10 protein-coding genes are annotated in these 13,418 nt (G+C 68.7%); 6 read left to right on the top strand and 4 right to left on the bottom strand.

Features of this window, described 5'->3' with window-relative positions:
- Window positions 1–549: 549 nt before the first annotated feature.
- Together OO67_RS40620 and OO67_RS39825 are read right to left on the bottom strand one after the other, a co-directional pair.
- Entirely contained in the window at window positions 550–999 is a 450-nt protein-coding gene (locus OO67_RS40620; protein ID WP_051709458.1) for a Helicase associated domain protein, read from the bottom strand.
- 161 nt (window positions 1,000–1,160) lie between these two features.
- On the bottom strand, window positions 1,161–1,484 hold the full coding sequence (locus OO67_RS39825) for a hypothetical protein (RefSeq protein ID WP_244300231.1): 324 nt from the start codon (window positions 1,482–1,484) through the stop codon (window positions 1,161–1,163).
- Window positions 1,485–2,391: 907 nt separating this feature from the next.
- Here OO67_RS39825 and OO67_RS15995 point away from each other — a divergent pair.
- The 6 genes from OO67_RS15995 to OO67_RS15970 all read left to right on the top strand — a co-directional run bounded on the left by OO67_RS15995 (window position 2,392) and on the right by OO67_RS15970 (window position 9,032).
- Window positions 2,392–2,964 (top strand): DUF2243 domain-containing protein, encoded by a 573-nt coding sequence (locus OO67_RS15995; protein ID WP_244300219.1) that lies wholly within the window; start codon window positions 2,392–2,394, stop codon window positions 2,962–2,964.
- Window positions 2,961–3,803: a cytochrome c oxidase assembly protein gene (locus tag OO67_RS15990; RefSeq protein WP_051709454.1), complete on the top strand. Its 843-nt coding sequence runs from the start codon at window positions 2,961–2,963 to the stop codon at window positions 3,801–3,803. The genes OO67_RS15995 and OO67_RS15990 overlap by 4 nt, the downstream gene beginning before the upstream one ends.
- 617 nt (window positions 3,804–4,420) lie before the next feature.
- Window positions 4,421–5,872, top strand: coding sequence for a serine/threonine-protein kinase (locus OO67_RS36720; RefSeq protein ID WP_078597964.1), 1,452 nt, complete (start codon window positions 4,421–4,423; stop codon window positions 5,870–5,872).
- 730 nt (window positions 5,873–6,602) lie between these two features.
- Window positions 6,603–6,983 carry an FKBP-type peptidyl-prolyl cis-trans isomerase gene (locus tag OO67_RS15980; protein WP_033300723.1) on the top strand — a complete coding sequence of 127 codons (381 nt, stop codon included), beginning with the start codon at window positions 6,603–6,605 and terminating at the stop codon, window positions 6,981–6,983.
- A gap of 450 nt (window positions 6,984–7,433) precedes the next feature.
- Window positions 7,434–7,571 (top strand): hypothetical protein, encoded by a 138-nt coding sequence (locus OO67_RS39310; RefSeq protein WP_208861020.1) that lies wholly within the window; start codon window positions 7,434–7,436, stop codon window positions 7,569–7,571.
- A gap of 63 nt (window positions 7,572–7,634) precedes the next feature.
- Window positions 7,635–9,032, top strand: a complete 1,398-nt coding sequence (locus OO67_RS15970) for an NAD(P)-binding domain-containing protein (RefSeq protein ID WP_033300719.1) — start codon at window positions 7,635–7,637, stop codon at window positions 9,030–9,032.
- A 288-nt stretch (window positions 9,033–9,320) separates the two neighbouring features.
- Here the strand turns inward: OO67_RS15970 and OO67_RS15965 are convergent, their stop codons facing one another.
- Window positions 9,321–10,259 carry a DUF3048 domain-containing protein gene (locus OO67_RS15965; protein WP_033300717.1) on the bottom strand — a complete coding sequence of 313 codons (939 nt, stop codon included), beginning with the start codon at window positions 10,257–10,259 and terminating at the stop codon, window positions 9,321–9,323.
- A gap of 911 nt (window positions 10,260–11,170) precedes the next feature.
- Window positions 11,171–12,292: an outer membrane protein assembly factor BamB family protein gene (locus tag OO67_RS15960; RefSeq protein WP_167748651.1), complete on the bottom strand. Its 1,122-nt coding sequence runs from the start codon at window positions 12,290–12,292 to the stop codon at window positions 11,171–11,173.
- Window positions 12,293–13,418 lie beyond the last annotated feature (1,126 nt).

The raw sequence follows: 13,418 nt of genomic DNA, 5'->3' as shown, positions 1-13,418 counted from the left end.
GCGGCCCGGTGCAAGCAGCCCCCACCCGGCTCTTGTCGGCTCACCCCCGGCTACAGACCCTCGCTCCTGAGCGCCTGCCCGACACGGCGCGCACGACCGGCGCCCGGGCCTGGCACGGCTAGCCATCGTCCAGGTCAACCAGGTCGAGGGAGGGGACTGCGCGCTGTGCGGCGTACGCCGGCCGGCCGACACCTGCAGTTGTCCCTCACGCCCCTTCTTCGTGCACAGCAGTGGCTGCGCCGGCTGGCTTTCGCACAGGACCCAGCGGAAGGAACTGCACGCCGGCCAATAGGCCGTGGGAGCAGGTATCGATGGGGCGTACGAGAAAGTCCCCGTGCCCGTGTGCCCCACCGGCATAGCGGATGCGTTCTCACGGGCAGTCAAGGCGTGGTGAAGCATGGGTCACGGTGACGGCAGCCTGGCTGCGACGGCCCCGCCCCGGTGAAGCGGATCTGGTCGTCAGCTCAGGTAGCGCGGCGTAAGCAGGGGCGCAGGCCTCCGAGCGTGTAGCCGAGCGCGAGGGCGCGGGGACGATGACGGCGACAACCATCACGTCCACCGCTCTCCGACGGCGGATAGCTGGTCGACTCGGTCCGCGGTCAGTGGCGCCGCACGGGAGCGCTGGTTGGCGACCCACGCACCGAGCTTCAGGAGGCGCTCCTCGTCCCGGCCGTCACCGGGCCATGGCAGGCTGATCGTCTCGACGTGCTTGCGGGGGACCTTGAGATGACCTTCCCGTTCGAAGAACTGCTGCGCAGCAGCAAGATGCATCGCCCACTTTTCTGCCTGGCTCATGGACGGCGTCGGCTTCTCGGTTCGGGCGGCAGGCTCGATACCGAGGATGTGTGCGCACATCCACTGCTGGGCGCCGGTGAGCTTGTCCCATCCGGTGCGGGCCGTCTGGACCCAGCGCCCGAGGTCTTCGCCCTGGGGCAGGGCCTGACCAGGCTGTGTGGGCAGGAGTTCACCGGTTTCGAGGTGGAGTCGGGTGAGGTGCAAGGCACGCTGTCAGGTGATGGACCAGACCGGGCACCACGACGCGTCGATCTCCTCCAGCTGCTCACGCCGTTCCTCCGACAGGATCCAGCCGGTGGCGTCGGCGGGCAGGCCCTGGCGGCGGGTGATGTCGTCGGCGCGGCGTGCGTCGGCGCCGGCGTTCTTCAGGAAGATGCCGACTTTCCCCCCTTCATAGGTGGCGTCCAGCGGTGCGAGCAGGTGCCCGTGGAGGCCGGCCCAGGCGCGGGCTGCGGGATCACCGGCCGGCCCAGACCTGGTGGTCCTCGCCGCCCGACCGCGGCGACGGCCGGGTACTCGCGGACGTTGATGGTGACGGCGTCGTACTCGGCCGGGTCGAAGAGACAGGCCCACACCACCCGGCGCTCGGAGGCGCACACCACCGCCGCGACAGCGCCGCCAGCAGCGGCGTCGCCCTTGCGGACCGTATCCCGCCCAGTGGCGACGGTCTTGTCCCGGTGGCGCGTCATCCCTGGGCTCGCTCCATGCGAGGGCCGGCGCCCGGTCGGGGCGTGCAGGTACCAGCGGCTGCCCACGGCCCGCGGGTACCGGTTGCGTGCCGCCTGCCGGTGATACTCGCGGCGGCCCCATCTCCGGGTAACTCGCCCCGGCCCGTCCCGCCCACCCCGCGGCATCCTCTATGAGCTGCTCGGCGACCCCGCCACACTCAGAGGCGACCCTCAGATGCCGTGGATGCATGCGCCGGGCTGCGGGGGTGTCCGGGCGAAGCACGTTCACGCTGTGCGGGTGCTTGTCCGCGGTGAGCCCGTACCCCGCTTCGCCTCGACCCACAACAGGTGCTGAAGGGCCGTCGCGAAGAGGACCCGCCTTCCTCCCCACCGGCACTCAGTCACATTTTCTGGACTCCGGAAGGCGCGCGCGTTTCCAGGGTGCCCATTCGCCCATGGCCCTTCCCCGCCGGCGAGGACTCACCGAACAAGCCGCAGACACAGCCGTCGACCAGGCATGCCGCACGCTGCGGGTCCCGCTATCCAGAGTCCGTTCCTCGAGCTGGCCGACAGGCCGAACGTGAGCAGATGTCGTGGACCGGCCCGCAGAACTCACACCGACGGTCTCCGGAACGCCGGGTGCCTCGGGAAGGAGTGGTACGGCCGCAGGCGCCGAAGCCAGCTGGTAGGCCTGTCCGCAAGCGGTGATTTCGTCATCCGTCACGGTCACGGTGGTGGCACCTGGCGCGCGAGTGGGTGGTCGGAAGCTCTTCGTTCCCCAGGCCGGGCCTGCCGGCAGACCTGGTGCCCCTGCCACCGTTCGCGCTGCCCGGGATGGCGGGGGTGGGATCCGGCTGCTGTGGTGGAAGGGCTGATACATGGGTACCCGCCCGGGCGTCCTGTCGCCGGTTCAGCGGAGGGAAGCGGAATGTCGAGCAGTGTGAGTGCGGAACGTCAGGGCGCGATGGCGGGTGAACAGTCTCAGAGTCTGCAGTTGCCGGGGATCATCCTCGGTGTGGGCCTGGGCGGCTTCGTCGACGGGATCGTGCTGCATCAGCTGCTGCAGTGGCATCACATGCTGACCAGCACCAGTCACGACCGCATCGGGGTGAAGTACTACCCGGCGAACACCGTCTCCGGGCTGGAGATGAACACGGTGTGGGACGGGATCTTCCACGCGATCTGCTGGGTGGCGGTGCTCACCGGTCTGGCGATCTTGTACGCGCGGGTGACCCGCCACCGGCGCCGGGTGTGGAAGTCGCCGGCTCTGTGGGGCTGGATCCTGGTCGGCTGGGGTCTGTTCAACCTCGTCGAGGGCGTCCTCGATCACCACATCCTGGGCATCCACCACGTCTACGCCGGTGAGCAGCAGATCTGGTGGGACCTGGGCTTCCTCCTGCTCGGCGCCATCCTGGTCGCGGTGGGCTACGTGATCCAGCGCCGGGCGGTTCCCTTGGACCTGGAGGGTGATGGACGGGTGCGAGAGGCTCGGCGCGCATGACGGGTCACCCCGCACATCATCATCAGGAGACCAGCGACCTGCCGCTGGACGTCGCGGTGCCCGCAGTGTTCGTCGTGCTGCCGGCCGTTGGCTATGTGCTGCTGGCGGCCCGTGCGCGCCGGCGCAATGTGCAGGCCGGGTGGAGCCGGTGGCGTACCGGATGGTTCCTGGCCGGGTGCGTACTGCTGGCAGCCGGGGTGCTGCCGCCTCTCGCGCCGTGGGCGTACGACGACTTCCGCGGTCACATGCTCCAGCACCTGCTGATCGGCATGTACGCCCCGCTGGGGCTGGTGCTGGGAGCGCCCGTCACGCTGCTGCTGCGAAACCTGCCTGCCGGACAAGGGAGGCGACTGACCAGTCTTCTGCAGCGCCGACCGGTGCAAGTGCTGGCCAATCCGGTCACCACGCTGGTACTGGGCGTGGGCACGCTGGCGGTGCTGTACTTCACGCCGTTGTACAACGCGACATCGGCGAACACCGGGCTGCACTGGCTGTTGCACACCCACTTCCTGCTCGCCGGGTGCCTGTTCGCCTACGTCCTCGCAGGGCCCGACCCGGCACCGGCGCGGCCCAGCGTGCCGGTGCGTCTGGTGGTACTGGGGGTGGCGATCGCCGCCCACGCGGTGATCTCGCAGCTCATGTACGGCGGCTTCGGCATCAACATCCACGTCCCCGTCGACCAGGTACAGGGCGGAGCTCAGATCATGTACTACGGAGGGGACATCGCCGAGCTGCTCCTGGCCGTCGCCCTGATCGCGACCTGGCGCCCGGAACACACCCGCTGCCGGGCCCCGAGCCCCCAGCGTCGACCGAAGACGGCCAGGCCCGCGATCCCGTAGATCAGTCTTAGTGAGGCGCCCGCCCGCGCGGGGCGGGCGCCCCGGCCTCGCTGCCCGGGGGCCATGTCCGGCGAGACCTGCCGCTGATGAGCGGCAGGTCCGTGCCGGGCCGACTGCCGGGCGCTGAGCGCACCGCCCCCAGGACAGGACACGGAAGGCCTGCCGTGCGAAGGGGCCGCCCGTCGCCGGTTGCAGAATGACTGCTGAGGACAGGAGGCAGGGCCGTCCCGGTCGTCCTCGACCTGCGCCGGGCCGCTGAGCGGCGAGAGTAGGCAGCTGTGCGGCGCACTGCATGAACCCGTCAGCCGGGTCGGGGCCACCGATGAGCTCGCGCAGGATCGCAGGGAGCCCGGACCTGGGACAGACCGGCAGGATTCCGGGCGTCCGGGCGGGGTCGAGTCTCGGGTGCGTGTCGATGGTTCCCCTCGGCCAGGTCACGCACGGTCTCCTCACCATTCCGTCAGCCGACCGCACCTCCTCGCGTACTTGCGTCAGCCTGAGGCGCCTCTGCCGGCGAGAAGGTGGGGTACTCCCGCTCTTCGTGGGTACCCGCGTCCCCAGGCGCGTCGGTCGCGGCTCGCCGAGGGCATTCGCCCTTCGATGCAGTGGGAGAGGCAATGAGGCTTCGTGACGTTGGTCAGGCCACAGCTTCCTGGTGCTCCGCCGAGGTGCTGGGCGGCCGGTACCGTCTGGACAGGCTCCTCGGCTCAGGCGGTGCTGCCCATGTCCACCGAGCTTACGATCTGCGGTTGCGACGACCGGTAGCGGTCAAGATCTTCCGTCCCGACGCCGGCATCGGCATGGAGGAGACCTGGCACAGCGAAGCGATGATCTTGGCCCGGCTGCACCATCCTGGGCTTGTCACCGCCTACGACGCCGGGCAGCACGATGGACGCGCCTTCCTGGTCATGCAACTGATCCAAGGTGACACCCTGAAGACCCGCATCGCTGAGGGACCGCTGCCGCCCGAAGCGACTGCTGCAATCGGCGCGGACCTCGCTGATGCGCTGGCTCACGCACACGAAACCGGAATCGTCCATCGAGACGTCAAGCCGTCCAACATTCTCCTGGATGCCAGGAACCGGCCCCATCTCGCCGACTTCGGCATTTCCCGGCTGCTGGACGCAACAGCCCACACCGCCACCGGCACACTCATCGGCACCGCGGCCTACCTCTCTCCCGAGCAGGTACTCGGTGAGCCTGTCGGCCGGCCCGCTGACATATACGCCCTCGGTCTGGTGCTCCTCGAATGCCTCACAGGCAGGCTCGAGTACGACGGGGGCCCCCTCGAAGCCGCGATCGCCCGCCTGCACCGACGCCCCGTCCTGCCTCCCTGGCTGCCGGAACAACTGAGCATTCTGCTGCGAGACATGACAGCCCTCGACGAACAGGACCGTCCAACGGCCCACCACTGCGCGCGTACCCTGATGGCGCTGGCCGGGGAGGCACACATCGCACCCGGACCGTCGGCGCCCGTCACCAGTCTCATCGCCAGTCAAGGGTCATCGCAGACGGCCGAGGACACGCAGACGAATCCAATGGGCCGTAGAAAACGTGCCGCTCACCGAACCACGCCCGCGCGTGGTCGCACCCTCATGGCCGGTGCGACCCTCGCCGTCGCCGCCGTCACGGCAACCGCCCTCTCCGTCACCGGCAGCTCCCCGCCACAAGGCAATGGCGGAAGCGCGAACAGGGCTACCAGCACCCCCGCAGGAGAGGCGGGCCCCTCTGGCGGCGCAGGGCAGAAGAAGTCGGACGCGACGTCCACGGCGGCGCCATCCTCTGAGCCCACAGCTTCCGTCGGCATGGTCCCTGGGCGCACTGACGCCCAAACCGTCCACCCCGATTCTCGGGGCCCGGAAAAGGAATCCGCTAGCGACGCAGACGCGCACAGCTCATCAGGCAAGGCGGGGCAGATCGAACCAACCGACGGCACATCCGCAGCGACAACGCGGGGTGCGGCGCCGACCGCCCGGCCACACAGCCCGCCCGGCCAAGCGAAGAAGGCAGGAGAGGTCACGAACAAGGCCCAGCAGGGGAAGGCCGACAAGAGGGCGCCTCAGCACTGAAGTGTGAAGAGAACACCGCCTGACGTCGTCGACCTCGAGCGCCGCTTCTATCCGGGGCATACCTGGGGCTGCGCGTCTGCCGGATCCGTGCGGCCGTCAAGGCCGAGGTCTCCCGGTGACGGCGATCGTTGTGGCCGGGGTGCTGGCCGGTGTGCTCGACTGGATGGAACGACGACACACCATGACAGGCCGGCAGCGGTCACCGCTGCGACGAGAACTCTCTTGGCTGCCTGCTTCATGGTTGTTCCCCTCCATGGGGCAGGAGCAGGGGAATGGTCACTGAACTTTTCGGATCTCTTCGCCACCGCCCTGGCACGCGCGCTGCGGCCAGGTGGAAGGCTACGGAGACCGCAGGTCGCAGTCGTCACATCACAGAGCCAACTCGGGCGTCGCTTCCATGGAGGACAGGCCCCCTGCCCCTTCGCTTACACCCCCGTGAAGTGGAGGTCCTCCGTCTCACCGGGCCTTCCGCGCAGCGGGCCACGCGCCACCAAGCGACGCCAAGGGGCCATACCCGCGGACGCGGGGGAGCAGGCCCTTGCCGTCATCTACTACGGGCGCGGCGCACCGATGACGTAGCACGCCCGGTCACGCTGGTCATGATGCTCCGTCGGGCTCGATGCACTTCAGGAGATCAGCCTTCCGGCAGCATGATGATCTACTGCATGGAGTGACCATCCGCCTGGCTGGCCTGTATGAGGGCTTCCGGCGGCGAGCGAATGAGGCTGCGATGAGTGAACTGGCGAAGCCCGAGATCGACCTTCCGGAGGGTGACGCTCCCACCGAGCTGACGATCCGCGACCTCGTCGCCGGGGACGGACTCGAGGCGAAGCCGGGCAGGGTTGTCCAGGTTCACTACGTCGGAGTCACCTTCGAGTCCGGAAAGGAATTCGACACCTCCTGGGACCGGGGCCGGACGTTCAAGTTCGCCGTGGGCGGTGGCAAGGTCATCAAGGGCTGGGACCGCGGGGTCAGAGGGATGAAGGTCGGCGGCAGGCGCGAGATCATCGTTCCCCCGCGCCTCGGCTACGGCAACCAGTCACCCTCGCCGTTGATCCCGGCGGGCTCGACACTCGTCTTCGTGGTGGACCTCCTCTCCGTCGCAGTCTGAGGCCTGCTGCTGCCAGGTCTCTCCGCCCGGCACCAAGGCAGGCCGACACCTGCCGGCCGACCGGACACCACACCCGGGCACCCTTCACCCGCAGCCACGGACGGAGGCACGCATCGGCGCCCGTGATCCACGGACCGCTCACGGCGCACATGCACCCGCCATGTTCGGACTCGATGCCCACGCGATGTGCCGCGTGCCCAACAGGCTCGGAGCGAAGCCAGCCGCTGACGCCGAGCCGGCTGACGGTCAGAGGCAGAGTGGACGACCCCGGTGAAGCTGGATTCGGGGCGCTTCGCGGAAGGCGTGCCGGGACCCGCGTGGCACCACGGGTTGCTCCTGTGGAACCGGGAGCTCCATCACGTCGGAATTCGACATGTGTCTATGTTGACACTCGCCGAAGCAAGTGGCAGGCTTCTTCATATCGACAAGCATCAAATCAAGGGAATGATCGTGGCGCCCACAGTCAGGACCGCGTTCAGTGCGGCCCGAGCCCGCCGCATCACCCGCCACCTTGGCGGCGTCAGCTGCTGCGACCGCTGCGCCCAGGTCGGCGACAGCGCTGCCAGGGCGACGGAGCGCAGGCAGTAGGCCCTGCCTGCAGCCATCACTCACGCGCGCTGACCCTTCGCCCTCTTGAGGAGACCGAGCATCATGAGCACCCCGCAGCTTCCCGTCGTCATCGTCGGAGCTGGTCCCACCGGACTGGCTGCCGCCGCCCACCTTGTCGAGCGCGGCATCGAGCCCCTCGTCCTGGAAGCAGGCGATACCGCTGGCTCGGCTGTCCGCGGGTGGAGCCACGTGCGGCTGTTCTCGACCTGGGGCGAGCTCATCGATCCTGCCGCCGAAGAGCTCCTGGCCCCGACCGGCTGGACCAAGCCTGACGCGAGCACCTACCCCTCCGGCGGCGACTGGGCCGCGCAGTACCTGCAGCCCCTCGCCGACACCCTGGGCGACCGCGTCCGGTACAAAGCTACGGTCACGGGCGTCTCCCGCAGCGGGCGTGACCGCATCGTCGACGCCGAGCGTGAATCCCAGCCCTTCGTCGTCCACTTCACCACCCAGGACGGTGAGGAGCGCGTCTTCGCCCGCGCCGTCATCGACGCCTCCGGCACCTGGTCCACGCCGAGCCCGGCAGGCGCCTCCGGCCTGCCCGCCCTTGGCGAGAACGCGGCGGCCGATCGCATCACCTACCGGGTGCCAGACCTCAAGGATCCCGTCGTCCGTGCCCGCTACGCCGGCAAGCGCACCGCAGTCATCGGCTCCGGCGCCTCCGCCTTCACCGCGCTCGCCGGCCTCGCCGACGTCGCACAGGACGAGCCCGGCACGCACGCGGTGTGGATCCTGCGCCGAGGCATCAGCGGGTCCACCTTCGGCGGTGGCAACGCCGACCAGCTCCCCGCCCGCGGCGCTCTCGGCCTGGCCGCCAAGGCCGCTGTCGACCAAGGCCATGCCGATGCCGTCACGGGCTTTCGCACCGAGGCCATCAAACGGGACGTCAAGGGCCGCCTCGTCCTGGTCGGCGAAGACGGCCGCGAGCTCGACCCGGTCGACGAAGTCGTCGTACTGACCGGACTACGCCCTGACCTGACATTCCTCTCCGAAATCCGCCTCGGCCTCGACGAACGCCTCCAGGCACCAACCGAGCTGGCCCCACTCATCGATCCCAACCAGCACTCCTGCGGCAGCGTCTACCCCCACGGCCACCGCGAACTGTCCCACCCCGAACCAGGCGTCTACCTGGTCGGTATGAAGTCCTACGGCCGTGCCCCCACCTTCCTGGCCATGACCGGCTACGAGCAGGTCCGCTCCGTCGCTGCTGCCATCGCAGGCGACCTCGAAGCGGCCGACCGCGTCGAACTCACCCTCCCCGAAACCGGGGTCTGCGGCGGCGCCGGTCTGTTCGACGATCCTGCCGCGGCGCAGAGCGAGGTTGCAGGGTGCTGCGCCGCACCGGAACCCGCATTGGTGCAGCTCGGCGTAGGCGCCCCCGTGGTAACCGCTGCCGCGGTCACCGAGAAGGCACCGGCCGGCGGCTGCTGCGGCTCGTGACCCAGCTGAGCATCCCAGCGCACGCAGATCGGACGGCGCTCTACTCCTGCGGTCCCTCCGCCTCGACAGTGAGCTGCACGGCGATACCGTCGACGTCCTGCTCGACCTGGCGGGCGAGGACGTCCGGTGTGGTGGAGCTGTCCAGGACTGCACCATGGAGGTCGGTTCCAGAGTGACCTGCACCGGCGAGGCACTGCGCACGATCATCGACATCGTCTGAGTCCGAGTCGCTTCGCCGTCACCGGGGCCGCCGGAGTCCGCATGCGCGGACTCTCCGGCGGCCGCGCGTCACTTCGGTACGAGCACGATCCACACCTGGCCGGTCGCGAACGTCATCGGCTCGCCGTCCTCGGTGGTGAAGCTGGTCGCCGACTCGGCGGTGCTCCGCTCCCATGCCACGTCGTACGACTTGCCGTCACGCAGGACGGCCGCCGAGCCGGTTCCAACGGTCGCGCTGAAGGGTGAGGTGTTTCCCCCTCGGTCCCGGAAGCGTGAAGGCTGCACGTCCACATCCTGCAGGACCACTGTGGCGGCTCGTAGCCGGTCCCCGGAGGCCGTACGGGCCGGGGTTCTGTCCATGCTCACCAGCCACTGGTCCCGGTCTGCGGCCCAGGTGAAGGTGAACTGCGCCGACGGGTACGACACGGTGCGCCCGTGGACGGGGGTGCCGCCCGGGGGCGGCGCAGCGAAGCGGATCCCGAGGTCCTCGGCCGCGTTCACCCCGGTGGAGGAGTGCGGGATCCTCCCCGGGCGCAGGTAGAGATTGTGCGGTGCGGCGCGGTCCCCGCTGCGGAAATAGGCATCCGGTGCCTTCGACGGCGGCAGCGCGTCGAGGGGGGCCGCTTCGATCGACGGCCGGAGGGCGGACTGGGCGCCCGAGTACGCGAGCGTGGGCTCGTCGAACTGCCGGAGCAGCTCCAGATCCGTTTCGCGAGCGCTGCGTACGGGGCCGATGACGGAGGGCAGGTCGGAGGAGTAGACGGCGAGTATGCGGCTGAGGCCTGCCTCCACCTGCTCCACGTAGACGATGTCGGCCTTCTCGAGTCCGGTGGGCGGCCGTGCCGCGGCTACGTTGTCGATCTTCACGGCGAGGATGTCGGCGCGTGGTGCGGATGTCGTCCTGGGAGCTGTCTTCCCTCCGCCCGAGCTGCTGCAGGCTGCGGTGATGACGAGCGTGAGCGCGGCGAGTGCGGCTGCGGTCGATCGCTTCGTTCTGGACGTGGGCATGGCTGCCGCCCCTTTCGGGCCGCTCTGCGGCACCGGCTCATGTCTGCTGCGGCGATGACTCTCCCGTCAATCATCACGCAGAAGACCGGCCGGAGCGCCTCAGACGCGACGTCGGAACCCCTCCGGCGCTGTCCGGCCAGCCGACCAAGAGCACTGGAGAAGTTGCCGTACATGCTGCGCGGAGAGAATTTCCACGGCGCGGCTGGAATGACAGAGCCGTACAGCCTCACGCGCCGGCGCTCCCACGGGACGACAGCGCACCGGGGGAGACCCCGCGCCGATACTCCCGGTGGAGGCTGACCACGTCGGCCACGAGGGTCGGCTGCTGCTCAGGACGAGGCGCGACAACCGGGCACGCCGAGCACGTCTGGTGCGGCGGACATGATGTGGAGGCCACGGCGTCGGAGACGCCCGTTCCGAGTCTCCGGGACGTGGCTGTGAGAGTGCCTGCCCCACCCTTCGCGATCATGCACCTGTCCAGCGGTGTGGCTGCGCGGCAGCGACGAGGACACCTACGTCGCCACCACGGCGCCCCGCGCCGGAGAGAGCACCTCGCTCGCCATCCCGGCTGGCGCGAGAGGTCAGGTGGTGCGGTAGCCGATGTGGAGGGCGACGTCGCCTGTGCCGTCGGCGAGAGCGGGCCGAGATCCGAGTCGATACCGCCGTTGACCAGGTTCGGTATCGGCATCCTGTTCGCATTTCAGGACACGACCTGACCTTGAGCCCGTCGCGCGCTACTCCCGCCGCCGGCGCAGAGCGGAAATACGGCTACACGTCATGGACTTGCGGCAGGTGGGCGTTCATTCGGACCAGGCTCATGTTGCGGACTGCGGCGAGGTCGGTCGCTTGCCCTGAGTACGAAAAGAGGAGGTCGTTCCTGGCGGGAACGACCTCCAGGAGTTCGCGGAAGGTCAGTGGGTCGTGAGGATGTAGGTCATGGGGATGTCTTCCATGAACCAGCCTGAGGCGCGGTGGAAGAACAGGCGTCCGTCTTCGTAGAGAATTGGATCCCTCATGGTCTCCGGAGACAGTTGCGCCGTCGTGTCCGAGATCGCGAAGCCTTTGGACTGCTTCAGGAGAACGGTCTGCTTGCCGTCTGCGGCAGCCAGATGGAATACACCGCTGCCGTCCCGGTTCTGGCCGGCGTGGTTGAAGACGATCACACCCGTGTCGTCGGCGCGCAGGGGCCGCGTGACCGACCAGCCCACGCCGTCCACGGTCCACTTGCGCTTGCCCGTACTCATGTCGAATGCGGCGAGGTGGTTCCCGCTGGTGAGGTGCTCCTCGTCGCTGCCGATGTAGAGGGTGTCCTGCGTGGCCACGAAAGCGCCGCACCCGGTGCCGGTGCCGCTCTGACAGCCGGGGACGTAGTCATCGACCTTGATGGTCGCCTTGACCGAGCCGTCCGTGTTGAACGTCCACAGCCGGTTCGCGTCCAGTTGGTTGTCCTCATCGCCCACGTAGGAGGCGACCACCAGCGGGTCGGCCGAGGCCAGATACGGATACCCCAAGTCCTCCGGTAGCTTCACGGTTCGCGACGGTTTACCCGTACGCGGATCACGCTGTGACACCGCGAAACGGTCGTCGCACCAGGCGAGACCTGCCATTGTGCTGCCGCCGACGTACTCCTCGTAGTCGCAACCCGGCGGGGCGGAGTCCCACACGGTTTTGCCGGTGTCGATGGCGAAACCCCACGACTCCTCCGCCTCGTCCGTCGCCCATCCGACCGCGGCGAAGCTCTCGCTGATGGCGACGCTGAGGTCCAGCCCCATGGTGGCGGTGGAATCCGAGGCGACCGTCTTCTGCCAGACTTTGCGGCCGTGATTGATGTCGATCACAGCGACCTCGGTGCACTTGCTGTACGGCTTCTTGGACCCGGCGAGCACCACAGCCACGTAGCCCCTGCTACTCGCGTCCTTGGACGCGCGGCACAGATCACCGTCCAGCGGCAGTTTCCAGGTCTGCTTTCCGCTGTCCAGGTCGTAGCCGACGACGGAGAAGAGACCGCCCGTGACGTAGGAGTGTGACGTCACCCATGCACCATCCCCCCTGTGGGTTTCGGCTTCGACGTCTTCTTCCGGCGGCGGCACGTTCAGCAGTACGCGGCTCTGCGTGGGGTCGGCCATAGCTGACGCCTTCGCAGACGCGCCCCCCTTCGCATCTTCAGCCGACTGCTGCCCGTCATCGAAGTGGAAGAACGCGAGGGTGCAGGCGGCCACGACGGCCAAGGCCGCAGTGACGCAGCCCGCGATGACCGCTCTCCGGTGCTTCTTGCCCCCAGCCGGAGGGCTGGGGATCTGCTGGAACCGGGGTGGGACGGGCCCGTACGGCGGCTGGGTGCCGTAGGGCCCACCCGTGTATGGCGGCGGCCCGAATCCGGGAGGCCCCTGAGCCGGATGACCCGGTGCCGCAGGCGGAACGGGTGGCATGGGCGGCTGTGACATGTGTCTGTCGGTCCTTATGAGGATGCGTCAGCCTGCACGGCTGCAAAGCCGGCATGGCGGCCCTGAACTGGTGACTGAGGGAAGCACCCTTAGCGTAGAGCCCGGGTTCGTCCACCGGGCTTTCCTGTTGTGCTCCGCATGCTGCCACTTGGACCGGACAGCGGCCGCGGTCCGGGTCGTGACCTTCATTCGGGGCGCTCTTCGCCGTCGCCTGCCGCCCCTGGACACCCAATTCAGCACCGCGCGAGACCCGTTCGGCACCGGAGGTCCGCCACGGCGGGACACCGCCTCGCACGCCGAGTTCACTCCTTCGTGCCAAGCCCCTTGCAGCCACGGAGATGACCCCTGCTCTACCAGCCTGGACCTGGCGGCATCTGCCCTCACTGCGAAGCCACCGGGCTTCCCGCAGTCACCGCACGCGACCTCAAATCGGCCGGCCGGCACTCCATCGACGGGATCGGCTCGGTCAGCTGTCCGTGGACCGGTAAATGCGCGGGCTTCTCACAGGAGCTCTCGTGGCTGCTGCCGCGACAGCGTCACGGCTGTCACGCCGGGCAGACACTTCGAGACTCTGTTGGCTCTGCGTCATGCCCGAGGATGAAGAACAAGCTGTGTCAGAAGCGGTTGTCTGTGACGCTGCGTAACGAGTTTCCCATGGAGCCGGGCCGCCGTCCGCTGCCGAGGTGCGTTCTCTGGACGTCATCCCCACGTGAAG

It is taken from the genome of Streptomyces atroolivaceus, from assembly GCF_000717025.1.
In the GTDB taxonomy this organism is placed as follows: domain Bacteria; phylum Actinomycetota; class Actinomycetes; order Streptomycetales; family Streptomycetaceae; genus Streptomyces; species Streptomyces atroolivaceus.
Note: the sequence above shows the minus strand (reverse complement) of the source record. Positions and strands in the feature narration are given on the sequence as shown.

Coding starts and splice junctions, on each gene's coding strand:
- OO67_RS39825 (WP_244300231.1), bottom strand. CDS start 1,484: ATGACGCGCCACCGGGACAAGACCGTCGCCACTGGGCGGGATACGGTC.
- OO67_RS15995 (WP_244300219.1), top strand. CDS start 2,392: ATGTCGAGCAGTGTGAGTGCGGAACGTCAGGGCGCGATGGCGGGTGAA.
- OO67_RS15990 (WP_051709454.1), top strand. CDS start 2,961: ATGACGGGTCACCCCGCACATCATCATCAGGAGACCAGCGACCTGCCG.
- OO67_RS36720 (WP_078597964.1), top strand. CDS start 4,421: ATGAGGCTTCGTGACGTTGGTCAGGCCACAGCTTCCTGGTGCTCCGCC.
- OO67_RS15980 (WP_033300723.1), top strand. CDS start 6,603: ATGAGTGAACTGGCGAAGCCCGAGATCGACCTTCCGGAGGGTGACGCT.
- OO67_RS15970 (WP_033300719.1), top strand. CDS start 7,635: ATGAGCACCCCGCAGCTTCCCGTCGTCATCGTCGGAGCTGGTCCCACC.
- OO67_RS15965 (WP_033300717.1), bottom strand. CDS start 10,259: ATGCCCACGTCCAGAACGAAGCGATCGACCGCAGCCGCACTCGCCGCG.